At 63.2% G+C, this 25,910-nt stretch carries 23 protein-coding genes; 11 read left to right on the top strand and 12 right to left on the bottom strand.

The annotated features are described in order from the left end of the window. Together QQ992_RS11045 and QQ992_RS11040 are read left to right on the top strand one after the other, a co-directional pair. The gene (locus QQ992_RS11045; protein WP_286113377.1) at positions 1-3,135 is read left to right on the top strand and encodes an efflux RND transporter permease subunit; all 3,135 of its coding nucleotides are present in this window, start codon (positions 1-3) and stop codon (positions 3,133-3,135) included. After that, positions 3,135-4,514: an efflux transporter outer membrane subunit gene (locus tag QQ992_RS11040; RefSeq protein WP_286113376.1), complete on the top strand. Its 1,380-nt coding sequence runs from the start codon at positions 3,135-3,137 to the stop codon at positions 4,512-4,514. The genes QQ992_RS11045 and QQ992_RS11040 overlap by 1 nt, the downstream gene beginning before the upstream one ends. Positions 4,515-4,555: 41 nt before the next feature. On the opposite strand, the gene dddP is transcribed toward QQ992_RS11040, so the two are convergent. Both dddP and QQ992_RS11030 read right to left on the bottom strand, forming a co-directional pair. Beyond that, positions 4,556-5,902: a dimethylsulfonioproprionate lyase DddP gene (gene dddP / locus QQ992_RS11035; protein ID WP_286113375.1), complete on the bottom strand. Its 1,347-nt coding sequence runs from the start codon at positions 5,900-5,902 to the stop codon at positions 4,556-4,558. A 502-nt stretch (positions 5,903-6,404) separates the two neighbouring features. Beyond that, on the bottom strand, positions 6,405-7,748 hold the full coding sequence (locus tag QQ992_RS11030; RefSeq protein ID WP_286113374.1) for an OprD family porin: 1,344 nt from the start codon (positions 7,746-7,748) through the stop codon (positions 6,405-6,407). A gap of 270 nt (positions 7,749-8,018) precedes the next feature. Between QQ992_RS11030 and QQ992_RS11025 the strand changes: the two genes are divergently transcribed. Next, complete coding sequence (locus tag QQ992_RS11025; protein ID WP_286113373.1) at positions 8,019-8,669, top strand: TIGR04211 family SH3 domain-containing protein; 651 nt, start codon at positions 8,019-8,021, stop codon at positions 8,667-8,669. Between the two features lie 123 nt (positions 8,670-8,792). Here the strand turns inward: QQ992_RS11025 and QQ992_RS11020 are convergent, their stop codons facing one another. Together QQ992_RS11020 and QQ992_RS11015 are read right to left on the bottom strand one after the other, a co-directional pair. Beyond that, positions 8,793-9,056 (bottom strand): PA2433 domain-containing protein, encoded by a 264-nt coding sequence (locus tag QQ992_RS11020; protein WP_286113372.1) that lies wholly within the window; start codon positions 9,054-9,056, stop codon positions 8,793-8,795. 94 nt (positions 9,057-9,150) lie between these two features. Further along, positions 9,151-10,071: a LysR family transcriptional regulator gene (locus tag QQ992_RS11015; RefSeq protein WP_286113371.1), complete on the bottom strand. Its 921-nt coding sequence runs from the start codon at positions 10,069-10,071 to the stop codon at positions 9,151-9,153. A 124-nt stretch (positions 10,072-10,195) separates the two neighbouring features. On the opposite strand from QQ992_RS11015, the gene QQ992_RS11010 reads away from it, so the two are divergent. Next, on the top strand, positions 10,196-10,930 hold the full coding sequence (locus QQ992_RS11010; RefSeq protein ID WP_286113370.1) for an SDR family NAD(P)-dependent oxidoreductase: 735 nt from the start codon (positions 10,196-10,198) through the stop codon (positions 10,928-10,930). Between the two features lie 17 nt (positions 10,931-10,947). After that, positions 10,948-11,154, top strand: coding sequence for a tautomerase family protein (locus tag QQ992_RS11005; RefSeq protein WP_350157457.1), 207 nt, complete (start codon positions 10,948-10,950; stop codon positions 11,152-11,154). 12 nt (positions 11,155-11,166) lie between these two features. Here QQ992_RS11005 and QQ992_RS11000 read toward each other — a convergent pair whose 3' ends face one another. Next, on the bottom strand, positions 11,167-12,048 hold the full coding sequence (locus tag QQ992_RS11000; protein ID WP_286113369.1) for a LysR family transcriptional regulator: 882 nt from the start codon (positions 12,046-12,048) through the stop codon (positions 11,167-11,169). A 116-nt stretch (positions 12,049-12,164) separates the two neighbouring features. Here QQ992_RS11000 and argC point away from each other — a divergent pair, with 116 nt between their 5' ends. Both argC and QQ992_RS10990 read left to right on the top strand, forming a co-directional pair. Further along, positions 12,165-13,106 (top strand): N-acetyl-gamma-glutamyl-phosphate reductase, encoded by a 942-nt coding sequence (gene argC, locus QQ992_RS10995; protein WP_286113368.1) that lies wholly within the window; start codon positions 12,165-12,167, stop codon positions 13,104-13,106. An 80-nt stretch (positions 13,107-13,186) separates the two neighbouring features. Beyond that, positions 13,187-13,873, top strand: coding sequence for a GNAT family N-acetyltransferase (locus QQ992_RS10990; protein WP_286113367.1), 687 nt, complete (start codon positions 13,187-13,189; stop codon positions 13,871-13,873). Between the two features lie 183 nt (positions 13,874-14,056). Here the strand turns inward: QQ992_RS10990 and QQ992_RS10985 are convergent, their stop codons facing one another. The 5 genes from QQ992_RS10985 to QQ992_RS10965 form a co-directional block, all read right to left on the bottom strand. Next, positions 14,057-14,812, bottom strand: coding sequence for an ABC transporter permease (locus QQ992_RS10985; RefSeq protein ID WP_105948824.1), 756 nt, complete (start codon positions 14,810-14,812; stop codon positions 14,057-14,059). Beyond that, on the bottom strand, positions 14,812-16,017 hold the full coding sequence (locus tag QQ992_RS10980; protein WP_286113366.1) for an ABC transporter substrate-binding protein: 1,206 nt from the start codon (positions 16,015-16,017) through the stop codon (positions 14,812-14,814). The genes QQ992_RS10985 and QQ992_RS10980 overlap by 1 nt, the downstream gene beginning before the upstream one ends. Next, positions 16,004-16,825, bottom strand: a complete 822-nt coding sequence (locus tag QQ992_RS10975) for an ABC transporter ATP-binding protein (RefSeq protein WP_025754489.1) — start codon at positions 16,823-16,825, stop codon at positions 16,004-16,006. The genes QQ992_RS10980 and QQ992_RS10975 overlap by 14 nt, the downstream gene beginning before the upstream one ends. After that, positions 16,822-17,886 (bottom strand): acyl-CoA dehydrogenase family protein, encoded by a 1,065-nt coding sequence (locus tag QQ992_RS10970; protein WP_286113365.1) that lies wholly within the window; start codon positions 17,884-17,886, stop codon positions 16,822-16,824. Before QQ992_RS10970 ends, QQ992_RS10975 begins: the two co-directional genes overlap by 4 nt. A 99-nt stretch (positions 17,887-17,985) precedes the next feature. Further along, entirely contained in the window at positions 17,986-18,546 is a 561-nt protein-coding gene (locus tag QQ992_RS10965) for a carboxymuconolactone decarboxylase family protein (protein WP_025754491.1), read from the bottom strand. Between the two features lie 102 nt (positions 18,547-18,648). Here QQ992_RS10965 and QQ992_RS10960 point away from each other — a divergent pair, with 102 nt between their 5' ends. Continuing rightward, positions 18,649-19,560: an AraC family transcriptional regulator gene (locus QQ992_RS10960; protein WP_286113364.1), complete on the top strand. Its 912-nt coding sequence runs from the start codon at positions 18,649-18,651 to the stop codon at positions 19,558-19,560. Positions 19,561-19,677: 117 nt separating this feature from the next. Here the strand turns inward: QQ992_RS10960 and QQ992_RS10955 are convergent, their stop codons facing one another. Beyond that, on the bottom strand, positions 19,678-20,217 hold the full coding sequence (locus QQ992_RS10955) for an RrF2 family transcriptional regulator (protein ID WP_060497076.1): 540 nt from the start codon (positions 20,215-20,217) through the stop codon (positions 19,678-19,680). Between the two features lie 257 nt (positions 20,218-20,474). Between QQ992_RS10955 and QQ992_RS10950 the strand changes: the two genes are divergently transcribed. Next, complete coding sequence (locus QQ992_RS10950) at positions 20,475-21,671, top strand: NAD(P)/FAD-dependent oxidoreductase (RefSeq protein WP_286113363.1); 1,197 nt, start codon at positions 20,475-20,477, stop codon at positions 21,669-21,671. A gap of 232 nt (positions 21,672-21,903) precedes the next feature. Beyond that, positions 21,904-23,529 carry a methyl-accepting chemotaxis protein gene (locus QQ992_RS10945; RefSeq protein WP_286113362.1) on the top strand — a complete coding sequence of 542 codons (1,626 nt, stop codon included), beginning with the start codon at positions 21,904-21,906 and terminating at the stop codon, positions 23,527-23,529. Between the two features lie 155 nt (positions 23,530-23,684). On the opposite strand, the gene QQ992_RS10940 is transcribed toward QQ992_RS10945, so the two are convergent. Further along, positions 23,685-25,091: a purine-cytosine permease family protein gene (locus QQ992_RS10940; protein WP_286113361.1), complete on the bottom strand. Its 1,407-nt coding sequence runs from the start codon at positions 25,089-25,091 to the stop codon at positions 23,685-23,687. Positions 25,092-25,408: 317 nt separating this feature from the next. Between QQ992_RS10940 and QQ992_RS10935 the strand changes: the two genes are divergently transcribed. After that, positions 25,409-25,894 carry a flavin reductase family protein gene (locus QQ992_RS10935; protein ID WP_060497080.1) on the top strand — a complete coding sequence of 162 codons (486 nt, stop codon included), beginning with the start codon at positions 25,409-25,411 and terminating at the stop codon, positions 25,892-25,894. Positions 25,895-25,910 lie beyond the last annotated feature (16 nt).

The raw sequence follows: 25,910 nt of genomic DNA, 5'->3' as shown, positions 1-25,910 counted from the left end.
ATGGCACGCTTCTTTATCGACCGGCCAATCTTCGCCTGGGTGATCGCCATCCTGGTGATGCTCGGTGGCGGCCTGGCTATCTTCCAGCTGCCGCTGGCGCAATACCCCAATATCGCCCCGCCGCAGATCAGCCTTAGCGCCACCTACACCGGCGCCTCGGCCAAGACCATGGAGGACTCGGTCACCCAGGTGATCGAGCAGCAGATGACCGGCCTGGACGGCCTCACTTACATGTCGTCCAGCAGCAGTTCGGCGGGCAGTGCCTCGATCACCCTCACCTTCGAGGCCGGCACCGACATCAATACCGCGCAGATGCTGGTGCAAACCAAGCTGGAGCAGGCCAAGGCGCGGCTGCCCGAAGCCGTGCAGCAGCAAGGCATCGAGATTCACAACTCGGCCAGCGACTTCCTGATCATCCTGTCGCTGGTGTCGGACAACCCCGACGTCAGCGCCACCGATATCAGCGACTTCATCTCCAGCACCCTGTACGACCAGATCAGCCGGGTCAGCGGCGTCGGTCAGGTGACTACCCTGGGCTCAAGCTACGCCATGCGCATCTGGCTCGACCCGGACAAACTCAAGCAGTACGCGCTGATGCCCTCGGACGTGAGCAGCGCCCTGGAAGCGCAGAACGTCGACACCTCAGCCGGCCAGTTGGGCGCCCTGCCCGCCCGCGCCGGCCAACAGCTGAACGCCACCATCAACGCCCGCAGCAAGCTGCAGACCGCCGCGCAGTTCCGCGAGCTGGTGCTCAAGCACAACAGCGCTGGCGCGGTGGTGACGCTGGCGGACGTGGCCCGCGTCGAGCTGGGTAGCGAAAGCTATGACGTGGTCGCCGAGCACAATGGCCGGCCCTCTGGCGGCCTGGCGGTGAGCCTGGCCACGGGCGCCAACGCGCTGGACGTGTCCGAAGCGGTGCAGGCCAAGCTTGCCGAGCTGGAACAGTTCTTCCCCAGCAAGCTGCAGTTGCGCAGCGAAGTGGCCTATAACACCGCGCCGTTCGTGAAAATCTCCATCGAGGAAGTGGTCAAGACGCTGTTCGAGGCCATCGCCCTGGTGGTGCTGATCATGTACCTGTTCATGCAGAACCTGCGCGCCACGCTGATCCCGGCCATCGCCGTGCCGGTTGTACTGCTGGGCACCTTTGGCGTGTTGGCCCTGCTCGGTTACTCGATCAACACCCTGACCATGTTCGGCATGGTGCTGGCCATCGGCCTGCTGGTGGACGATGCCATTGTGGTGGTGGAAAACGTCGAACGCATCATGGCCGAAAAAGGCCTGCCGCCGCGCGAGGCAACGCGCCAGTCGATGGGCGAAATCAGTGGCGCACTGGTCGGCATTGCCGTGGTGCTGTCGGCGGTGTTCGTGCCCATGGCGTTCTTTGGCGGCTCCACCGGGGTGATCTACAAGCAGTTCTCGGTCACCCTGGTGGCGGCGATGACGCTGTCGGTGCTGGTGGCCATGACCCTCACCCCGGCCCTGTGCGCCACGTTACTCAAGCCTGTGTCAGCCCATGGCGAACCGCGCCGAGGCTTCTTTGGCTGGTTCAACCGCCACTTCGAGCGCACCTCCCGGCGTTACCAGCAGGCGGTTGGCAAGGTGCTGGCACGCCCGCTGCGCGCCCTGCTGGTGTACGCCCTGGTGCTGGGCGGTGTAGCGCTGATGTTCCAGAAACTGCCGTCGGCGTTCCTGCCCGAAGAAGACCAGGGCATGCTGATGATGCAGATGACCCTGCCGGTGGGCGGCACCGACGAACGCTTGCAGGCGGTGAGCAGCCAGGTGCAGGACTACATGCTGCAACAACCGGAAGTGGCCTCGATCCTGATCGTGCGTGGCCTGGGCAATGGCGGCAACGCACAGAACTCGGGGCGCGGCTTCATCAAGCTCAAGGACTGGAGCGAACGCCAGGGCGACGAACACAGCGCCGCTGCCGTGGCGCGCCGGGCGACCATGGCATTGTCGAAGATTCTCGACGCCAACGTGTTCGTCATGGCGCCGCCAGCCATCCAGGGCCTGGGGCAAAGTTCGGGCTTCGATGTGCAATTGCAGGACCTGGCAGGCCTGGGCCACGCCGAACTGCTCAAGGCGCGTGACCAGTTCATCAGCCTTGCCGCCAAGGACCCACGCCTGGCCAATGTACGGGCCCAGGGCCTGGAGGACACGCCCCAGCTGAACGTTGCCATCGACGACCGCAAGGCCGGAGCCATGGGCGTTGCTGCCAGTGACATCAACGCCACCCTCAGCACGGTGATGGGCGGCAGCTACGTCAACGACTTTGTCGATGCCGGGCGGGTGAAGAAGGTGTACCTGCAAGGCGAAGCCGACAAACGCATGCTGGCCGAAGACATCGGCGCCTGGTACGTGCGCAACGACAGCGATGCCATGGTGCCGCTGTCGGCGTTCACCAGCACTTCGTGGAGCACCGCTTCGCCGCTGCTGGAGCGCTTCAACGGGTTTGGTTCGTACGAACTGGTTGGCGAGCCGGCCAGTGGCGTCAGCTCGGGCGACGCCATGGCGGCGGTCGAGCAGATCATGGCGCAACTGCCGGAAGGCATTGGCTATGCCTGGGCGGGCCAGTCCTACCAGGAGCGCCTGGCCGGTAACCAGGCGCCGTTGCTGTATGCCATTTCCATCCTGTTCGTGTTCCTGTGCCTGGCGGCGCTTTATGAAAGCTGGTCGGTGCCGTTCGCGGTGATGCTGGTGGTGCCGGTGGGCATCCTCGGCGCGCTGGTGCTGACCGGGCTGCGTGGTCTGGGCAACGATGTGTACTTCCAGGTCGGGCTGCTGACCACCGTAGGCCTCGCGGCGAAGAACGCGATCCTGATCGTCGAGTTTGCCAAGGAAGGCTACGAACGTGGCCAGGACTTGCTGGCCGCCACCCTGGAAGCCGTGCGCATTCGCCTGCGCCCGGTGTTGATGACCTCGCTGGCCTTCATCCTCGGCGTACTGCCGCTGGCCCTGAGCAGCGGTGCCGGTGCCGGCGGGCGCCAGGCCATCGGGACCGGCGTGCTGGGCGGCATGCTTGCCGCCACCGTGCTCGGCCTGTTTTTCATCCCCTTGTTCTATGTGCTGGTGCAGCGCCTGGCTGCGCGCCGCAACGCCCCACGCACCGACGTTGCTGCAGGAGAAGCCTGATGCGCCTGTCCCCTCTTCCCCTGGTGCTGGTCATGGCCTTGGCTGGCTGTGTGAACCTGGCCCCGGACTACCAGCGCCCGGCGGCCCCCGTAGCTGAACAATGGCCGGGCACTACCGCCAGCAGTAGCAACAGTGCCGATATTGCCTGGCAGGCCCTGTTTGTTGACACCCGCCTGCGCGACACCGTGGCGCTGGCCTTGGCCAACAACCGCGACTTGCGGGTGGCGGCATTGAACGTCGAGTACCAACGAGCGCAGTACCGTATCCAGCGTGCGGCGCTGTTCCCGTCCGTTTCCGCCACTGCCGACGGCACTCGCCAGCGCGGTGTAAGCGAAGTCAATAACGCGGTCAGCAGCCAATACAGCGTCGGCCTGGGGGTGAGCAGTTACGAGCTGGACCTGTTCGGCCGCCTCGGCAACCTCAAGGACGCTGCGCTGGAAGACTACCTGGCGCTGGAGCAGACCCGGCGCAGCACGCAGATTAGCCTGGTGGCTGAGGTGGCCAGTGCCTGGATGACCCTGGCGGCCGACCAGCAGCTACTGGCATTGGCCCGGCAAACCTACGCCAGCCAACAGAAAACCCACGACCTGGTGCAACAGAGCCACGCGCTGGGTGGCGAGTCTGGCCTGAGCCTGTCGCAGGCGCTGAGTACCGTAGAGTCTGCACGGGCCGACGTCGCCAACTACCAAAGCCAGGTGGAACAGGACCGCAATGCCCTGGAGCTGCTGGTGGGGCACCGTCTGGACGACACGCTGTTGCCGGGCGATGCCCGCCTGGATGCAGCGCTGTTGGTCGGCGTACCAGCAGGCTTGCCTTCGAGCCTGTTGCAGCGGCGCCCGGATGTGCTGGCCGCCGAGCACACGCTCAAGGCCGCCAATGCCGACATCGGCGCGGCGCGGGCGGCATTCTTCCCCAGTGTCACCCTCACCGCCAGCGGTGGCAGCGCCAGCAGCGAGCTGTCCGGTTTGTTTGGTGGCGGCAGCCGCGCCTGGAGCTTTGCGCCGTCGATCAACCTGCCGATCTTCAATGCCGGCAGCAACCGGGCGTCACTGGATGCGGCCAAGGTCAATCGGGAGATCGAGGTGGCCACGTATGAAAAGACCTTGCAGACCGCTTTCAGTGAAGTGGCCGATGCGTTGGCCGTGCGGGGGCACATCAATGAGCGGCTGGATGCCCAACGCGGCCTGACCAGCGCCACCGAGAAAAGCTATGACCTGTCGCTAGCGCTTTACAAGCAAGGGTCGGAGAGCTTCCTGGAGGTGCTGGATGCGCAGCGGTCGCTGTACTCGGCGCAGCAAACGCTGATCAGCCTGGAGCTGGCCGAGCAGCAGAACCGGGTGACGCTGTACAAGGTACTGGGAGGTGGGTGGCAGGGTTGAATTTCGGGGCCGCTTTGCGGCCCCAAAGTACATGAACTCGTTCAATCGCGCAGAAAGCTTTCCTCGAACGGGTAATGGGTCAACAGCTCATACCCGTCCTCGGTCACCAGCAACTGATTCTCCAGCTTGATGCCGTCACGCCCACCCACCTCCCCCACGTACGCCTCCACACACAACGCCATGCCCGGCTGCAGTTCACCTTCGTAGCCATAAGACTCAAGGTCTTCCGGGTAACGAATGCTCGGGTACTCGTCGCACAGTCCCACGCCATGGAACATCACACCGTAACGCTGCTCACGACAACGTTCGGGCAGGCGGTGGCCGTTGCGGGTGAGGTCGGTAAAACGTACGCCAGGCTTGACCATCCCGGCATTGAAGTGGATGTGCTCGTGGGCGATGCGGTACAGGCGCTTCTGCTCGGCCGTGGGTTCCAGGCCGCCACAGATCCAGCTGCGCGACATGTCTACGCAAAAGCCATAAACACCGATCAGGTCAGTGTCGAACGACAACAGGTCGCCATCGCTGAGCACCCGTGGCCCAGACTCCTGGAACCAGGGATTGGTGCGTGGCCCGGAACTGAGAATGCGGGTTTCGATCCATTCACCGCCACGGCGAATGTTGCCGCTGTGCAGGGCTGCCCAGACATCGTTCTCGGTAGCGCCCGCGCGCATCGCCTGACGCATCTCGGCAACCGAGGCCTCGCAGGACGCCACCGCACAGCGCATGGCCAGGATTTCGTCGGCGCCCTTGATCAGGCGGGCGAACTCGGTGACTTCCTGGCCGTTGTGTACCTGCACGCCAAGGGCATCGAGGGCACGCAGACCGGCCACCTCGATCCGGTCCACGGCCAGGCGGCGGTTGTTGCCGGCGTGGGTGCGCAGCAGTTCGTCGACCTGGGCGCAGAAGCGCCGGGCGTGCTCGTCGGTGCGGTCGCCGGTTTCGAAGTAGAAGAAGGAGGCACCGCTGCGCAGCTCGCTGACCAACGGCAAGTGTGCGGACAAATGGTCGCAGCCATGAAAATCCCACAGCACCACATGGCCGCTGGCGGCAACGAAACAGGCGCGCGCAGGGTTGTGGGTGGTCCAGAGCTGCATGTTGGTGGTGTCGGTGGCGTAGCGGATATTCAGCGGGTCGAACAGCAGAATGCCGCCCAGGTCGCGGGCCACCAGCTGGTCACGAATGCGTTGCAGGCGGTATTCGCGCAGGGTCGGCAAGTGCGGCGCCTGCAGGCCGAGCGCGGCCCACTCGGCGAAAGCCAGCGGTGTAGGGCCGATTTCCGTGCGGTCATTGTCATCCACAGAGCCATCGGCCTTGAGCGCGGCGGCGCGTTGGCGTGAGGGGTCGATGCGGCGGGTTTGAGCGGGGATCGAGAATGGCGAGGTCATCATGGCTGGCGGTATTCCGTCGGTTATTGTTGTGTGGAAAACAGCGGATGAATCGGTGCCGCCACCTGAGTTTAGGAACGGCGGCACGCCTCGATAAGCGATGTTTTCCAGGGCAAAACGATAACCAGAGCGTATGGTTTCGCAGGTGCCTGCCTTGGGTTTTGTATCAAGGCGGAAATCGAGCGCCGCCCGCGCGGCGCATCGCGAGCGAAGCTCGCTCCTACGTTTGTTTCGGGCCAGTAACACCTGTGGCAGGCGCGCGCGACCGCTCTGTTTGTACGACGAGATATTGAGTCAAGCGCCAAGGCGTTCGCGTGCAGATTTCACAGGAAAAACTGGCCCGAAACAAACGTAGGAGCGAGCTTCGCTCGCGATGCGCCGCGCGGGCGGCGCTCGATCTCACAGGCGCTGCAACACCCAAGGCAACAACCAAAAAAAAGCGCCCCATACGGAGCGCCAAAACATCCACCCAAACCAAAGGAGCGCTAAAGCTACCCAGGTGAATTCACAGGATCGACAATGGGTACTCGACGATCAGCCGTACTTCGTCCAGATCCGACTCGAACTCCGTGGCGCGGGTGGTGGCCTGGCGTACGCGCAGTGACAGGTCCTTGGCCGCGCCGGTCTGCACCACGTACTTGACCTCGATGTCACGCTCCCAGCGCTTCTGGTCGGTCAGCGGGTTGCCGTCGGCATCGCGGCGCATATAGACGGCGTTGGCATTGGAGTAGTCCGCATCGGTGCCTTTACCGTAGCGCGTCATGAACGACAGCCCGGGAATACCGTAAACAGCCATGTTCAGGTCGTAACGCAACATCCACGAACGCTCCTTGGGCGAGTTGAAGTCGCTGTACTGGATGGAGTTGTCCAGGAAGATCGAGTCGGACTGGCGCAGGTAGTCGAAGTCGTCGTCACCGTTGTTGCGCTGGTGAGTCAGGGCCAGGGTGTGGGCACCAAAGCGCACACCCAGCCTGGCGCTCCAGATGTCGTTGTCGAATGCGCCCAGGCGCTGCTGCCCTTCATCAACCGCCTTGTAATAGTTGAAGCCGCCGATCAGGGCCAGTTCATCGCTCAGCGGGTAGCTGAGGCTGGTGCCGGCGTAGTACTGGTTCCACACATCCTTGAGCCGGCTGCTGAACAGGCTGACGCTGACGTGTTCGTTGAGCGTGTAGTCACCACCGCCATAGGCGATCCACGGCGAATCGACCGGGCCGCCGTAGAACGTCGCGAAGTTTTCCCGCAGGTCGCTGGACACCGGCTGGCTCATGGCATGCAGGCGCCCGGCCTGCAGGGTGAGGTCCTTGATGATGGTGTTCTCCAGGGTTACGCCACGGAAGCTTTCCGGCAGCAGCCGTGAATCGCCGGCGGCCACGACCGGGTTGGCCGGGAACACGTCGCCCACCTTCAGCACCGTGTCGAACAGCCGAAGCTTGGCCGCGCCGCCAACCTTGGTGTATTCGTCACGGGCCTGGCCGTCATGGTCTACCGGCAATACATCGAACGAACTGCGCCCGCCGTTGCGACCGCCACCGGTGTCCAGTTTGAGCCCGAGCATGGCGAACGCATCCAGGCCAAAACCGACAGTGCCTTGGGTGAAGCCCGATTCGAAACGGGCGATGACGGCATGGGCCCAGGCTTCGGAATAGCCGTTGTCAGATGCCTTGTCCGGGTGATGCGTGGGTGCCGCAGAATCGCGGTTGTCGCGGTTGAAGTAGAAGTTGCGGTTGAGCACGTTCAGCGTGCTGCCTTCGATAAAACCTTCTGCGGCGTCGTCCGCCGCCATGGCCAGGTTGCCGACGCCAGAAAGCGCCAGGCACGCAGCCAGTTTCAGGGGTGATCTGCAGGTCATCCGATGCTCCTTGAACGTCATCTTTATAATTGTGTCGGCGGCCCGAGATTGACGGCCGGCAGATAACGCCAAGGTGATCGGCGCATTACAATTGCGTCATCGTCGAGGAAGCGCTCTGGGTAGGGTTCTGCAACATCCTGCAGACATTTCCGACATCAGGTAGTGAACCTGCTTACAAAAAAGCGGTCTTTCGCTGACGGTCAACTCACCGACCGGTTCATCGGCCCAGTCACCGGGCCTACTTTTGTCCTGTTTCAGCGAAGACCCAACATGCCCGATTCCCGCCCAACTGCCTCCGCCCTCCCTGCCCTGCGCGGCGGCCTGATTGCCGCTCTGGTGGCCCTCGCCCTACCGGCGCACGCCGAAGAGCCCGCCAGCGACGCACGCTGGGTCAGCGACAGCCTGAGCACCTATGTGCGCAGCGGCCCGACCGATGGCCACCGCATTGTCGGCACCCTCAAGTCCGGGCAGAAGCTGACCCTGATCGGCAGCCAGGGCAATTACAGCCAGGTGCGCGGGCAGAACGGCGATGTGGTGTGGATCCTCAGCAACGACCTGCAGGCCGTGCCGGGGCAGAACGAGCGCCTGCCACAGCTCGATGCCCAGGTCGCGGAGCTGACCGGGCAGCTGAAGACCATCGACGACAGCTGGAAGAGCCGCGTGCAGGGCATGCAGGAAACCCTGGATTCACGCAAGAAGCTGAACGACGAACTGGAGGCGCGCAACAAGGCACTGAGCGAGCAGCTTGACCAGAGCCAGTCGGACCTGCGCGATACCCAGGCACGCCTGGGTGACGAGAACAAACAGGTGATGATGCGCTACATGGTGTATGGCGGCAGCATTGCCGGGGCGGGGTTGCTGGTGGGGCTGATTTTGCCGGCGCTGACCCGGGGGCGGAAGAAGAACGACCGCTGGTTCTGACACTGCGGCCATGCTGCACTGGCCTCTTCGCGGGTAAACCCGCTCCCACAGGATCGCCAATAGGTTTGAAGCCGGTGATGCACCTGTGGGAGCGGGTTCACCCGCGAAGAGGCCGGAGAAGGCTTACTTGCTACGTGCCTTGTTATAGATGGTCTTGGCCTGGTCCGCCGAGGCCTGGCACTGGGTATAGTCACCCTTGCCCTGAGCATCCTTGGCATTTTGCATGTGGACTTTGAAGTCATGGGCCGCGCCGCCATGCATCGCCTGGCCACTGGCCTTGTGGAAGTCCTCAAGTTCCTTGATCTTGGCTGCACAGTTGCTTGCCGGGTCGGCATGGGCGGCAAAACTCAACACTGAAGCAATCACCAGCAGTACGATGGATTTCATGGAGTGTTCTCCTGGGAAACCGGAAGGGTCATCGAGATGACATTGGCTCGACGCAGCAAACAGCATAGTCGGCCATACGCCCCGGCGCCTCGGCTCAGCCCTGGGGCCGTGCCCCTTCGGCAAACAGAAAATCGATGAACACCCTCACCCGCAACGGCATGTGCGGGCCATGCGGGTAGATCAACATGAACGGCCGTGTCGTCCCGCCAAACTCGGCAAGCACCTCCACCAACTCGCCGCTGGCCAATGCGTCCTGCACGGTAAAGCGGTAAGCCTGCATCAAGCCGCCGCCATGGCGCACCAGCGTTGCCGTGGCAAGGAAGTCGCCCAGGCAGGTGAATGCGCCTTGGGTTTCGATCTCGATGTGGCGGCCATCCTGGCGAAAACTCCACGGTGGGCGGCGACCACTGCTGGGCATTTCGAACTGGATGCACTCGTGCTGCTGCAAGTCTTGCGGCACCTGCGGCGTGCCAGCACGGGCCAGGTAGCCTGGCGTGGCCACCACCACCAGCTCGGCATCTTCAAGGCGGCGCGCCACCAGGCGTGAATCGGCCGGCTCGCGACCACGGATGGCCAGGTCGAAGGGCTCTTCGGCAAAGTCGACATTGCGGTTGCTGACATGCACATCCACCTGCACCTTCGGGTAGCGCTGACGAAAGCGCGGCAGCAGCGGCAACAGCCGGTGGTGGGCATAGGGCGTGGGCGCACTGATGCGCAAGCGGCCGCTGGGTTCAACCTGCCCACCCGTCACCTGGCGCTCGGCCTCGACCAGTTGCCCCAGTGCCTGCCGGCATTGCTGGTAATAGACCTCGCCTGCGGCGGACAAGCGCATCTGCCGCGTGGTGCGGACAAACAGGCGCACCCCAAGGCGCTCCTCCAGGCGCGCCACGCTGCGGCTGACTGCCGCCGGGGTAACACCAGCGTCCGTGGCGGCAGCCGTGAAACTGCCGCTGTCTGCGGCCAGGCAGAACAGTTCCAGGCTGCCGAGTTGAACGTCGTCGAAATGGCGGGTCATGGCGGCTCGATTGATTACATGATGTATCGATTGAAATGCCCTGCGCCTCATTTTTCAAGTGCTGGTGGCAGCCTACAGTGGCGTCACACCGAGCCGATGGCTCACTTCACTGGAGAGCATGCACATGAACACGCCACGCACCGTCATCATCACCGGGGCCTCTAGCGGCCTGGGGTTCGCCCTGGCCGAGGCCTTCCTCGAACGCGGCGACAACGTGGTCGGCAACGCCCGTAGCCAGGCACGCCTGGACCAGGCCGCAGCGCGTCTAGGCAACCCTTCGCGTTTTATCGGCGTGGCGGGCGACATCGCCGAGCCCACTACGGCGCAGCAGCTGTTCGCCACCGCCCTGCAAATGTTTGGCGGCGTGGACATCCTGATCAACAACGCCGGCATCTTCATTGCCAAAGCCTTTGCCGAATACAGCGAAGCCGATGTTGACGCCCTGGTCGGCACCAACCTCAAAGGCTTTTTCTACCCGGCCCAGGAAGCGGCGCGGGTCATGGCCAGGCAAGGGCACGGGCAAATCATCGCCATCACCGCGTCCATTGCCCTGCAACCGGACACCCGCGTGCCAGCCCTGCTGCCGGTACTGGTCAAGGGCGGCCTGAACCAGGCGGTCAAGGGCCTGGCGCTGGAGCTGGCAGCCAGCGGCGTGCAGGTGAATGCCGTGGCGCCAGGGATCATCGCAACCCCCCTGCATGGCGACAATGTGCAGGGGATGGGCGCGTTGTCGCCCAGTGGCCGCACCGGCTCGCCCCAGGATGTGGTGGACGCCGTGCTGTACCTGGTCGATTCACGTTTTGTCAGCGGCGTCATCCTGCCCGTAGATGGCGGGAGCACCGCGGGTACCTGGCACTGAATCGGGAGCGAACCACCATGCCTTATGTCCATATTCGCGTGACTGACGAAGGGGTTACTGGCGAGCACAAGCGCCAGCTCATCGAGGGGACGACCCGCTTGTTGCAGGAAGTGCTGGGCAAACCGCCGGCCAGTACCTTTGTGGTGATCGAAGAGGTGCCGACCGATAACTGGGGGGTGGGCGGCGAGACGGTGACCGTGGTGCGGGCACGAGAGCGAGGGTAAAGCCGGTAATCGCTACTGCCGCAACCGCTCCAATGCCTGCAACACATACTCCGTGGCCCGCTCAACCTGGCCTTCCCGGCAAGCGATACCCAACTGCCTCCACAACCCAGGCCGCAGTGGCCGGCGTGCAATGCGCCGGTCCAGCTCGGCCGCCTCGCCCTCCTGCGGCAGTAACGTCGCCCCGTACCCGGCGCCGACCAGGCTCTTGATCGCATCGTTGTAATTCAGCTCGATCCGAGGCTCGGGGTACAACCCCGCTGCCGCAAACCACTCCCCTGTCACTCGCGAGAGCTGGGTGCTGCTGTCATTGAGGATCAACGCCCTTTGCGCCAGCCAGGCCGGGGTAACCCTGGCCGGTGGCTGCCAGTCGACCGGCACGTAGGCCAGGATCGGATCGCGCCGCCAGGGCGTCACTGTCAGCCCTTTGCCGGCGACTTGCGGCAAGGCCACAAGGCCGATATCCAGCGCGCCTTCACGCAAACGCGCCAGCGATGCCTGGGACGTCAGCACCTGGACCTGCACGTCGATCCCCGGGTGCTCCACGCGCAGGTGCTCCAGCGCCTGTGGCAACAAGTGAGCGATGGCACCAGTGGACGCGCCCAGGCGTACCCGGCCGGTCAGCCCCTCGACCTGTCGGCGTACTTCGTCCAGCGCCAGGTCAGCGTCGGCCAGCAAGCGCCGGGCGCGGGCCAGCAGTGTTTCGCCAATGGCCGTAGGGCGCACCTGGCCGCGGGCACGGCTAAGTAACGGGGCACCGATACGTGACTCCAGTTCAGCCACATGCAGGCTGATGGTGGGCGGTGCCAGGTTGAGCTGGCGAGCCGCCTCGGCGAAGGAACCCAGGTCGCTGATGACCACCAGGGTGCGCAGGCGGTCGAGGCTGATTTCACGCATGGTCTGTGCTGGCCTTTTCATTCATGAAACATGAACATCAGCATCATGATATTCAAATTTCCATTAACTCAGCCACAGGCGAGCATAGGTCATCCCAACCCTACCGGACCCTGACCATGCACACCCCTGTTGTTTTCATCGACGGCGACCAAGGCACCACCGGCCTGCAGATCCATGCACGCCTGCAAGGCCGCAGCGACCTGCGCCTGCTCACCCTCCCCGAGGCCGAACGCAAAAACCCGCAACGCCGCCGCGAGGCCATCAACAGCGCTGACATCGCCCTGTTGTGCCTGCCCGACGACGCCGCCCGTGAGGCCGTGGCGGCGATCCATAACCCGCAGGTGCGGGTGATCGACGCCAGCTCGGCGCATCGCACCACACCGGGCTGGGTCTATGGCCTGCCGGAACTCGACGAGCAACAAGCCGAGCGCATCGCCCTAAGCAAACGCGTCAGCAACCCAGGCTGTTACCCGACTGGCGCCATTGCTCTGCTGCGCCCGCTGGTCAAGGCCGGGTTATTACCCGCCGACTACCCGCTGGGCATCCATGCCATTTCCGGCTACTCCGGCGGTGGCCGTGCGGCGGTCGAGCGCCACGAACACCCCGGCGCGAGCAAGGCACCGATCCTGCAAATGTATGGGCTGGAATTGGCGCACAAGCACGTACCCGAAATTCAGCAACACGCCGGGCTGTCGGCACGGCCGGTGTTCATGCCCGGCTATGGAGCCTACCGCCAGGGCATCGTGTTGAGCATCCCGCTGCAACTGCGCCTGCTACCCGGCCAGGTCAGCGCCGATCAGTTGCAGGCCTGCCTGGAGCAGCACTACCAGGGGGCCCGCCACGTGCAGGTGATGCCGCTGCACCAACAAGGCGCAGCGGCCAACCTTGACCCCGAAGCATTGAACGACAGCAACGACCTGCGCCTGGCGCTGTACGCCAACCCCGAACATGGCCAGGTATTGCTCACTGCGGTGTTCGATAACCTGGGCAAAGGTGCCTCGGGTGCTGCGGTGCAAAACCTCGATCTGATGCTCGGTGCACTACAGGCACAAGGCTGATGGGGCAAAACCGGTTAGACTGTACAACCCGCGCCTACACGGCGTGGGCTGTATTCCTACCCGCCGGAGCCTGCCCCCCGATGTTCATCCTGAGCCGCCTCGACAGCGTGCCGCCCGAGTCTTTCCAGAACCAGATCCGCGAACTGGTGATCCACAATGTCGGTGAATTGAGCAGTGTTGCCATCACCGCCGACAACCCGCTGTACCCGCTGTACCAGTACGGCGTTGGTATGGAAGTGCACCAGTACCTGCAAGCGCTGGACGGCACCCGTGGCCTGGCCGTGGCGCTAACCCTGGCGCTGGATGCCGAAGCGCCGGACCAGTTGCTGGGCTTTGCCCTGTCGCTGCCGGCCGAGGACGATGAGCGGGCATGCTCATTGGCATTTCTTGCCGTGCGCGACAGCCACCGCCGCCAGGGCATCGCACGCGCCTTGCTGGGCGACCTGCAGGCATGCCATGCCTGTGTGGAACTGAATGCCTTTGCCAGCCAGGTGCCGTGGTTCGAGGCCATGGGCATGCAAGTTGTAGCCGCCAATGGGCCGCAGGTACTGATGAGCAGTACCGGACAGGCCAGTGGTGCGCTGATCGGGCGGTTGGACATTGCGCCGATTTATCAGACGGCAGAAGTGCTGCAGATTCATACCTACCTGCTTAACCAGCAGGGTGAGGATGCGATGATCGAAGCCGAACAGATGCGCGATGAGCGGCTGGATGAATTGACCGCTCAGGCGCTGGAGTGTGTGCGGCAGCGTAAAACGGTGCATTGATCCCACAGGCACAGCAACAACAATCAGGCCCTCTAAGATCCCTGTAGGAGCGGCCTTGTGTCGCGAAAGGGCCGCAAAGCGGCCCCAGCATTTTTTGCATTTGTGTTGAAATTCTGGGGGCGCTTCGCACCCCTTTCGCGACACAAGGCCGCTCCTACAGGTGGGAGTGCAGGCTTGTAAATTTCAGCCATGCACCCAGCGCCGATGCAGCCCTCGCGCCAAGGCATCCAGCACAAACCCCAACACGCCAATCAGCAGCACCATCGCCATCAGCTCGGAATACGCCAGCCGGTCGCGGGTATCGAGAATGAAATACCCCAGCCCTGCACTCACCCCGAGCATTTCGCACGGCACCAGCACGATCCACAAAATGCCAATGGCCAACCGCACACCGGTCAGGACGTGGCCAATCACCCCAGGCACGATCACCTTGCACAACGTCTCCCAACGCGTGGCACTCAGGCTGCGGCTCAGTTGCAACCAGCGTGGGTCCAGCTGCCTGACCCCGGCCGCCGTGTTCAGCAAAATCGGCCACAACGCGGCGAACGCCAGCAAGAAGTAGATAGGCTGGTCACCCACGCCCATCAACATCACCACCACCGGCATCCACGACAGTGGCGAGATCATGCGCAGGAACTGGAACGCCGGGGTGGTTGCCGCCTCCAGGTGCCGGTAACTGCCGACCAGCAGGCCCAACGGCACGCCGATGAGCAGTGCCAGCAACAGCCCGACCAGGATACGCTTGAGGCTGACCCAGATATGCCCGTAGACCTCACCCTGCCCCAGCAACTCGAACAGGCTGGCCAGGGTTGCCGCCGGAGAAAAGCGCGCCGACAGCCCGTCAGCCTGGCCGAACACGGCAACACCGGCCCACCACAACAGCAACAAACCCAACAACCCGGCCAGGCCAAGGCCGGCATGTACGACATGCGTGCGCATCAGACAGCAAACTCCTCGCTACGCTCGAAGTTGTCGGCAATGCCGAACACCGACGGGCCACCCACTGCAGCGATGGCATTGCGCACGAATCGGTCGTCGACCAGGTCGCGGGCAGTCTGCGCCGGATCAAGCCCGGCAAGAAACGCATTGTCGCCTTCGATCAGGGTGGTTTTCAGGCGTTTGACAAGTTCCTCGGTGTAACTGGGGAACGGATACGGCTGGAAGTCGATGCGCTTTTCGTCCCACTGCTGATGCCGAATGGCACCACTGGCAATGTAGCCGGCACGGTCCTCGGCGGCCGGGGCCAGCACCTTGGTCAGCACGGCAGGCTCATGCGAGGTGTACTTGTTGGGGCCGGCCTTGGACAGCAAGGCAGCGGCTTCGGCGCGGTGGTCGCGGGTCCAGTGCTGGGCCTTGACGATGGCGTTGACCACCTTCTGCGACCACTCCGGGCGGTTGTTCAGATCATGCTCATGCATGAACACCACGCAGCACGCATGGTTGCGCCACACATCACCCGTAAAACGCTGCACACGGCCAACCTTGAGGTTCTCGGCCAGGGCGTTGAACGGCTCGGCGACGATGTAGCCGGCAATGCGCTTGCTGGCCAAAGCGGGCGGCATGTCGGAGGGCGGCAGCACCAGCAGGTTGACTTCGGTGGCCGCCAACTGAGCGTTGGCCGGCTTCGACACTGGCGTCAGGCCGTTGTCGTTGAGCATCTGCTGCAGCACCACGTTATGGATCGAGTACCAGAACGGGATGGCCACGGTCTTGCCACCGAGCTGTTTCATGTCGGTGATGTCCGGAGCCACGGTCAGGCCCGAACCGCCCACGTGGTTCCACGCCACGACCTTGGCCGGCACCTTGCTGCCGTAACGCGCCCACACCGTCATCGGCGACAGCAAATGGATGACGTTGACCTGGCCGGAAATGAACGCCTCGATCACCTGTGCCCAACTGCGCAACAGCACCGGGCGCTCGGCCTTGATGCCTTCGGCCTCGAACAGGCCATTGTTGTGCGCCACCAGCAATGGCGTGGCGTCGGTGATCGGCAGGTAGCCGATGCGCACCGGCGCGTCCGGCTCGGCGGCAGCGCGCGCCTGCAGGCTCGACAGCAATGGCAGCGCACCCGCCGCCGTAAGCATGGCGCCAAGCTTGAGGAAATCGCGACGCGAAGAAGAGGAACAGCAGTCATCCATGCACATGGACAGCCTCCGAGGGCAACGGGGTTGGGGTAGGTTCTACGGTGCGGCTTGCCCGCCGAAGGGTTTTGAGGATTTCGATACGCAAGGCGCCCAGTTCTTCAACCCGCTGCGCGCGTGGTTGCGGCAGGTCGATGTGCCATTGGCCGAGGATGTGCGCTGGGTGGTTGCCCAGTAGCAGCACCCGGTCGGACAGCAGCAGCGCTTCGTCGATATCGTGGGTGATCAGCACCGCCGCCGTGTTGTGGGTGGCGATCAGTTGCAGCAGCAGTTGCTGCATGTCGGCCCGGGTCACTTCATCCAGCGCGCCGAACGGTTCGTCCAGCAACAGCACTTCGGGCTGGCGGGCCAGGCAACGGGCCAGCGCGGTGCGCTGGGCCATACCGCCGGACAACTGCGCCGGGTACTGGCCACGGGCGTGGGCCAGGCCTACGGCAGCAATCGCATGGTCGATACGCGCGCGCCGCTCGGCAGCATCCAGCTTGGGCTGGCGGGCGAAGTCCAGGCCAAAGGCAACATTCTTCTCCAGGCTCAGCCAGGGCAGCAGGCTTGGGTCCTGAAAGGCCACCGCCAGCCGTGGGTGCGGCCCCTGCAAAGGTTGGCCGTGCAAGGTCACGCTGCCGCCACGGGGCTGCTGCAGCCCCGCCAGCACCCGCAGCAGGCTGGATTTGCCGACGCCACTGGGGCCAAGAATGCTCACCACTTCGCCCGGTGCCAATTGCAGGTCAAACTGCGCCAGCACTTGCTGCCAGCCACCCTCACGCGGGTAGCCCAGGCTGACATCGCGGGCTTCGAGCAACACGTGGCTCATGCGGCGCCCGCCTGGCGTTGCAGTTCGGCGCGCAATTGCACCAGGCTGGGGGTGACGATCGGCACGAAGGCCGATTCACGCCAGCGGCGGGCAAAGCCTTCGCCATATTCGCTGAGGTAGGCCTTGCCACCGCTGGCCTGCAACTCCAGTTGCACGGCATCGGCGGCACTTTCAGCCAGGGTGATGCGCAACTTGAACAAAGCCGCTGGCTGCTGCTGGAAGCGGCCATCGAGCAACCCCTGCTTGAGCTCGCTCACGGTGTTTTCCAGGCGCTCGCTGAGTACCTGACGGGCTTCATCGAGGAACGAGGCACGCCCATGCAGATGCGCCTGCACCTCTTCCAGCGCCCGTCGCGCCAAGCCGATGGCCATCCCGCATTGCAATGCCAGGAAAGCCGGGCGTACCCGCGGCAGGAACTCGCGGGCGTTATCGTGCAGCAACCAGTCACGCGCCAGCGGCACCTGGTGGAAAGCCAGCGCCGCCGTGTTGCTCGATTGCAGGCCCATCAGTTGCAAGTCATCGGAGCGTGTCAGGCCCTGGGCGTCTGAAGGAATGGCGAGCACGAACGGCGCACCGCCGGCTTCGTCTTCGATGGCCGCCGCTACCACGAAGCCGCTCTTGCGCAGGTTGGTCACCCAGTGCAAGCGCCCCTCCAGGTGCCAGCCATCAGCTACCGGCCGGCCACGCACCTGCAGCGCTTCGATGCCGGACAGGAACTTCATGGCGTTGGACAGCCCGGTGGCTCCCGCCAGCTCGCCCGTCAACAGGCGCGGCAGCAAGCGCTCGCGCAATGGCTGGTTGGGGCTGTGTAACAGGTATTCAATGAAGGCACGCTGGCCCCAGCAGACAAAGGCTGAAGCCAACGAACGGCTGGCAATCGCGGCGATGGCCTCGACGGCGTCGGTCACCTGCCCGCCCGTGCCACCCAAGGCCGGGTCGACACCAATGCGCAGCAGCTGTGATTCGGCGATCTGTGCCAGCACCTGTTGCGGTTCGCACAGGCCCCGGTCGATGGCCTCGGCATTGGCATCCAGCCAGTGACGAAATGCGCAATCTTGCATGGTCTTGCTCCTTTGGGAACGCCGGGGCCGCCTTGCGGCCCATTCGCGGCACAAGGCCGCTTCTACAACGACCGCATCAAGGCCGCTATCACGGGTGGGTTACGCAGAAGGCTGCCAACGGTATTTGCCAAGCTCTTCATTGAGCGGCGTCTGGGCGAAAACATTAGCAAAGTTGCACAGGGTTGCGAGGCTCACGCCCAGAATCACCTCCAGTGCGTTGCCTTCACTGAAGCCGGCTGCGCGGAAGGCCTGGTAGGTGGCCTCGCTGACATTGCCACGGGTGGCGATCACTTCGCGGGCAAACGCGGCCAGGGTTTCGTAACGGGCGTCGGGCAGTTCGCCACGGGCACGCAGGGCATCGACCACTTCCTGGGGCAGCTTGGCCTTGTTCAGTGCCACAGCAGTGTGGCCGGCCACACAGAAGTCGCAGCCATGCTGGGTAGCGGCGATCAGTTGCACCACTTCACGCTCGGCCAGGCTCAGCTCGGACTTGCCGTTGAGCGCCGAAACGGTCACGTAGGTTTCCAGCGCCGCCGGGGCGTTGGCCAGCACACCCAGCAGATTGGGGATGAAGCCTGAGTTTTTCTGGGCATTCTCGAGGAATGGACGGGCCGCTTCCGGGGCGCTCTGCAGGGTGTGTAAAGTAATGCGGGAGGACATGGAGAGGTCTCCTTTGATGGGGGTCACTACAGTCTGTTGGTTATAAGAATTACCCTCCATATTCATCAGTCGCCTTTCCTTGCTCCTGAGTGTTTGTATTAGATGATTTCGTCCAGCCACCTTGTCGATTGGTTATTAGAGGGCCTGGAGCTCGATGCCAGCCTGTTTCATGTCGGGCGCTACTGCGGTGGCTGGCACGCCAGCACCCAAGGCATGGGCCGCGCCAGCTTCCACCTGGTGGTGCAAGGGCATTGCTGGCTGCACATCGACGGCGAGGCGCAACCGGTGCGCCTGGAAAAGGGCGATGCAGTATTCCTGTTACGCGACCTTGCCTATCGCTTGTCCAGCGACCAGGACCCGGTCGACGCCTGCGCCCAACCGCGCCAGGCCATGCAGGCGCTGGACAGTGAGGCCAGTGACGGCGTAGGGCTGGTCTGCGGCTTCTTCCACTTTCAGTCCGGCCTGTCTTCGCTGATTGTCGAAGGCCTGGCTGACTGGATCTTGCTGCGCGCCGAAGACCCCGCCGGCAGTGCGGCGCGGGCGCTGTTCGAGCTGATTCTGGAAGAATGCCGACGTGCCGCAGGCCCGTCGCAGACGTTGCTGGAGCGGCTGACGCACCTGTTGTTCCTGTACGTGCTGCGCCAGCAGGTAATTGCCGGGCAGTCACTGGGCGGGCTGGTCGCCCTCGCCCGCCAGCCGGCGTTTGCCGGTTTGCTGGAGCAATTGATCGAGCAACCGGGACAGGCCTGGACACTGGAAAGCATGGCTGCCTGCACGGGGTTGTCGCGCTCGGCGTTTTTCAAGCGTTTCAATGAGCTGGCCGGGCAATCGCCGGGGCAGGTGCTGCTGGCTTTGCGTATGCGCCATGCCAGCCAGTTGCTGCGGGCGGGGAATACCGTGGAGCAAGTAGGCGCGCAGGTGGGGTATCAGTCGGTGGCGGCATTTACCCGGGCGTTTGCCAAGGCGGTGGGGGTGCAGCCGGGTGCATATCGGCGCCAACATGAAGGACGCTGACCTGTACTGGCCTCTTCGCGGGTAAACCCGCTCCCACAGGGATAGCGTGATCTCAAGGTCTACGCAGTACCTGTGGGAGCGGGTTTACCCGCGAAGAGGCCGACACAGGCTACACATTCAGACCTGGCTGACCGGAATATCCCCGCCACCTTTACCTTCACGCCGCTCCCCCATCCAGCTGTTCACCTGCTGGCCAAACTCAGCCGGCGCCTTGCGCCCAAACCGCCGGGCCAGGTCAAGAATGGTCTGCTGCGCCAACGCCTCCTCCATGCGCTTCTGCGCCCCCAGCATCACCGCATGGATCGCGCAGGTGCCCTCGGTCGCCCAGCCAGGTGGCGAGCCGTCGAACAGGCTGCAACGCTCACGCACCTCACGGCAGTCGAAAATCTTTTTCGGCCCGTCGATGGCATTGACGATATCCAGCACCGTGATTTCGTCCGACGGCCGCGCCAGGCGGAAACCGCCGCGTACGCCCTCGGTAGCCGCCACCAGCCCGGCACGGGCCAGCTTGGTAAAGACCTTGGCCAGGTACTCCTGAGGCACACCCTGCAACTCCGCCAGGTCGCGCACGCTGGACTCGCGTGAATCGCCACGTTCGTCCACCAGGAACAGCAGGCAATGGATGCCATATTCGACGCCAGCACTGTAGAGCGACATATCAATCTCCGACCAATCTTGTCGCAAATAATACGCTGATCGCATTGGATGGGCAAAGCAGATAATTGCCGCCTGTCGGTTCCAATCACACCTATGAGCCAGCAAATACAGCCATCTCATCCCTTTTCAGGCGGCACGAGGCACCGGCGTGTCCGAAAAAAGACTTGCAGGGATTAACTACGATCAATACAGTCGTAGTTATTCGAGCGACGCCCACCCGTCCTCGAAGCCCTCTTCGAACCTTGCGGAGCATCTACATGAAATCGAACATCCTCATCATCGGTGCCGGCTTTGCCGGTGTCTGGAGCGCCCTGAGCGCCGCCCGCCTGCTCGACCAGGTCCAGCGCGACGACCTGAGCATCAGCGTGCTCGCCCCGCAAGCAGAACTGCGTATTCGCCCGCGCTTCTACGAAGCCAACGCGCATACCCTGAAGGCACCTGTGGGTGAACTGTTCGAAGCCGTGGGCGTGCGCTTTATTACCGGTAATGCCGAGGCCATCGACGCCGATGCACGCAGCGTCAGCTACATCGACAGCCACGGCCAGCGCCAGCAGATCGCCTACGACCGCCTGATCCTCGCCGCCGGCAGCCAGGTAGCGCGCCCGGCAGTCCCGGGCCTGGCCGAGCACACGTTCGATGTCGACCAGATGGAATCGGCTGTTCGCCTGGAGCAGCACCTGACGGGTCTGGGGGCCCTGCCTGCTTCACCTGCCCGCAACACCGTGGTGGTCTGTGGCGGTGGTTTCACCGGTATCGAAACCGCCACCGAAATGCCTGCCCGACTGCGTGCCATCCTGGGTGACGATGTACGGGTGCTGCTGATTGACCGTGGTGTCAGCATTGGCGCGGCATTGGGTGCTGGCATCAAGCCGTCGATCGTTGCGGCCTCGGAACAGGCCGGGGTCGAATGGCTGACCGATACCTCGGTGGTGGCTGTGGATGCAGGCGGCGTCACCCTCGACAGTGGCGAGTACATCGCCAGCAGCACCGTAATCTGGACCGTCGGTGTCAAGGCCAGCCCGCTGACCGCACAGGTTGCCGGTGAGCGCGACAACTTCGGCCGGCTGAAGGTCGATGACCACCTGAAAGTGGTGGGCCAGCAGCACATCTACGCCACCGGTGATACCGCCTGGGCCGCCGTCGATGAAGTCGGCAACCACGCCCTGATGACTTGCCAGCACGCCATTCCCATGGGTCGCCACAGTGGCAACAATGCCATGGCTGACCTGCTTGGGGTGGCACCGGTGGTGTACCGCCAACCGAAGTACGTCACCTGCCTTGACTTGGGTGAATGGGGCGCGGCGTACAGCGAAGGCTGGGAGCGCGAACTGAAGCTGCAAGGCCAGGAAGGCAAGGACCTCAAGCGCCAGATCAACTCGGTATGGATCTACCCGCCAGCGGCTGATCGTGCCGTGGCCTTGGCTGCTGCCGACCCGATGATTGCGATCGTTTGACAGCAAGATCCTGACAAAACCGTCAATAAACGACGGTTTTGTCAATTATGTCGTTACATTGTTGGACTGTTCAATAATGATGGCCATATGGCATCATTCAAACCAAAAAAGTATTCAAGAGGGTGAGGCAACACTACTAATCCGCAGCGCATCAAGAGCCTGGCGCCCTACCGGTGACCCGGCTTTCCGACCAAGCTCCTGAGGCCTGCACGCCACCGTCAAGGAGCATTCCATGCAGTTACGGAATATGAAGATCGGCATTCGCGCTGCCAGCGTATTTGCCCTGTTGGGCATCCTGGTCCTGTTCATGGGCCTTATCGCACTCTATGAAACCCGCCAGATGGACAAGGCCACCGACGAGATCCGTGTCACCTGGATGCCCGCCGTGGTAGCCCTGGGTGACATCAGCAGCAACCTGGGCCGCGCACGGGCTGTCACCTTGCGCGCCGCACTGGACGACAACCCCGCCGAGCGCGCACGCAACCTGCAGCTGCTCGAAGGCATCAACGCCGAGCTCAAGGGTGGGTTGAAAGACTACGCCGACACCATCATCGCGGCCGACGACCGCGCCCTGTTCAACACCTTCAATGACGCACACCAACAGTACCTCGACCTGCAGGTAAAAGTGCTGCAGGACATTGCCGCAGGCCGCATGGACGATGCCAAGCAGCAGATCAGCGGCCCCCTCACGCAGCGCGCCGACACCATGATGAAGGCCATGACCGCCCTGCTCGGCTATAACAGCAAGGGTGCCGAAGACGCCTCGCAGCGCAGCAGCGATGTGGCCGACGAAGCGTTCACCGCCATCATCGCCTCGTTGCTGGTCATCATGCTTGCCCTGGCCGCCATTGCCACCGTGCTCACCCGCAGCATCGTGGTACCACTGGCCGATGCCGTGGCGGTTGCCGAACGCGTGGCCACCGGCGACCTCACCCGGGAAATTCGCGTGACCGGGCGCGACGAGCCAGCCTTGCTGTTACGCGCCCTGGCCCGCATGCAGGAAAGCCTGCGCGATACCCTGCGCAAGATCGCCGCGTCGTCCGACCAGCTGGCCTCGGCTTCGGAAGAGCTGCACACCGTGACCGAAGACACCAGCCGCGGCCTGCACCAGCAGAGCGCGGAAATCGACCAGGCGGCCACCGCCGTCAACCAGATGACCGCCGCCGTCGAAGAGGTCGCGAACAATGCGGTCAGCACTGCCGATGCGTCCAAGGGCGCTGACCAGACCACCCGCGATGGCCGCGACCGGGTCAATCAGGCGCTGGCATCCATTCAGCATCTGGTGGCTGACGTAACGGGCACCTCGGCCGAAATCGAGCAACTGGCCAGCAATGCCAACGAGATAAGCCGCGTGCTGGATGTGATTGGCGCGATTGCCGGGCAAACCAACCTGCTGGCGCTGAACGCTGCTATCGAAGCAGCCCGCGCAGGCGAGGCGGGCCGTGGCTTTGCGGTGGTGGCAGATGAGGTACGCGCCCTCGCCCACCGCACCCAGCAGTCGACGGCGGAGATCGAGCAGATGATCGCCGGTATCCAGAACGGTACCGAGCGGGCGGTGACGGCGATGCACAGCAGCCAGGGGCGTGCCACCAGCACACTGGATGTGGCGCAAGGCGCCGGCCAGGCGTTGGAGGTGATTGCCGAGGCGATTGCGGCGATCAACCAGCGCAACCTGGTGATTGCCAGTGCTTCGGAGGAGCAGGCGCAGGTGGCACGCGAGGTGGACCGTAACCTGGTGAACATTCGTGATCTGGCGATGCAGACGTCGGCGGGGGCGAACCAGACCAGTGCGGCGGCGCAGGATCTGTCGCGGTTGGCGGTGGACCTGAACGGCATGGTGGCGCAGTTCAAGGTTTGATCTGAAACAGCCGGGGCTGCTTTGCAGCCCTTTCGCGACACAAGGCCGCTCCTACAGGTACAGCGCAGATTCCAAATGCTGCGCTGTACCTGTAGGAGCGGCCTTGTGTCGCGAAAGGGCCGCAAAGCGGCCCCAGTTACTGCTACAACGTTCTATCAGTCGTTGACACCCACAACCCGCCCCGGTTTCTCGGCAGCCTTGCCGCGCGTCGCCAGGCAGTAATACAGCGGCACCGTGACGATCAACCCGAACAACCAGGACAAGTCCGCCCCTTCGACAAGGTTGGAATACGGCCCCACATACAGCGACGTATTGGCAAACGGCAGTTGCACCAGAATCCCGCACGCATAGGCAATGATCGCGTGGTGATTGAAGCGGCCATAGACACCGCCATCAGCACTGAAGATCGACGCAATGTCGTACTGCCCCTTCTTGATCAGGTAGAAGTCGATCAGGTTGATCGAAGCCCACGGCACCAGCACCAGCAGCAGCGCCAGGATCAGGCCGATGAAGTGGCCAATGAAATCCGCCGAGGCGTTCAGGGCAACCATCCCGCAGCCCACCAGAATCACCGATGCCAGGATCACCCGCACCTTGATGCTCGGCGTCCAATCGGCCATGAAGGTCTGGATCGCAGTCACGATCGACAACACCGCGCCATACAGGTTGAGGGCGTTGTGGCTGATGATGTTGAGCAGGAACAGCACCATCAGGATCGGGCCCAACCAGCCGGTGGCCTGTTTCACCGCATCCATGGCGTCGGTGCCTTCCGGCACGCACAGCACCGCCACCGCACCAAAGCTGAAGCACAGGATGGTGCCCAGGGTGGCGCCGAAGTACGTGGCCCAGAACGGCTTGGCGATGCCTACTTCACGCGGCAGGTAGCGCGAGTAGTCGGAGGTGTATGGCGAGAAGCTGATCTGCCAGATGGTGCCCAACGATACGGTGGCGATGAAGCCTGACAGGTTGAATGCACCACGGCTGAAGAAGTCGGCCGGCAGGTCCTGGGCGAACATCATGATGAAGCCTGCCACCAGTGCCGAACCCATCACCCAGGTACCGATACGGTTCAGAATATGAATGAAGCGATAACCGATCACGCCAATGGCAGTGGCGCTGAGGGCACCGATCACGATCGCGCCCGGCATCGGCACGCTTGGGGTGATGCCATGGATGGTCTTGCCCGCCAGGACAATGTTGGAAATGAAGAAGCCGACATAGATCAGCGCGGTGAAGAACACGATCAGCAAGGCGCCGTAGCGGCCGAACTGGCCACGGCTCTGCACCATCTGTGGAATGCCCAGCTGCGGTCCCTGCGCAGAGGCCAGGGCGATGACCACGCCGCCGACCAGATGGCCCAGCACAATGGCAATCAGCCCCCATAACAGATTGAGGTGGAACACCTGGACCACCATGGCGCCGGTGACGATAGGCAGTGGCGCAATGTTGGTACTGAACCAGAGGGTGAACAGGTCGCGCGCCTTCCCGTGGCGCTCGGCAGGTGGAACGTAATCGACCGTGTGATTCTCGACAAACTGGTGTTGCGACGACGGTTGGGACATAGGATTCAGCTCGAAAGGTCGTTTTTATCGTTGTAAGGAAACCGCATCTAGGGCGGCCTCTCAGCTGCGGACCATATTATGGTATTCCAAACTTTTGACAACACTGATCCGCAGGAAAAAACGGCCGCTGATCTGCTCGCGAAACCCCTGCGACAAACCGCCTCATCGCTCAAAGCCTCTATTTACGTGGCCTTGAGCCGTTCATCGTGAAAAATCAGCGTTGAAAATTCCGCTTGCAAAATAGGTATTACGGTATACCATCAGACACATCAACGATAAAAACCGCGGACCACCGCAGCCCTTTAGAGGTACACCCGATGATCGACGCAACCGTCTACAAACACGTCCTGGGCTCCTTCCCGTCCGGCGTTACCGTCATCACTACCCTGGACGATGACGGCTCGGTTGTCGGCCTGACCGCCAGCGCCTTCTCCTCCCTGTCGATGGACCCGCCGCTGGTGCTGTTCTGCCCCAACTACACCTCCGATTCCTACCCTGTGCTGATCAAGCAGAAGCGTTTCGCCATTCACCTGCTCTCGGGTGAACAGCAGGCAGAAGCCTATGCGTTCGCCAAAAAAGGCAAGGACAAGGCCAGTGGTATCGAGTGGACCCTGAGCGAACTGGGTAACCCCATCCTGGCCGGCGCCACCGCTGTTATCGAATGCGAACTGTGGCGTGAATATGAAGGTGGCGACCACGCCATCATGGTCGGCAAGGTGCACAACCTGATCGTCCCTGCAGAAGCGCCACGGCCGATGGTGTACTGCCGCGGCAAAATGGCGAGCCTGCCGGCCTTTGCCTGAAGCCTATTCTGAATCG

The organism is Pseudomonas kurunegalensis (genome assembly GCF_030291635.1).
GTDB lineage: Bacteria > Pseudomonadota > Gammaproteobacteria > Pseudomonadales > Pseudomonadaceae > Aquipseudomonas > Aquipseudomonas monteilii.
This window is presented reverse-complemented; position numbering and strand designations above follow the sequence as displayed.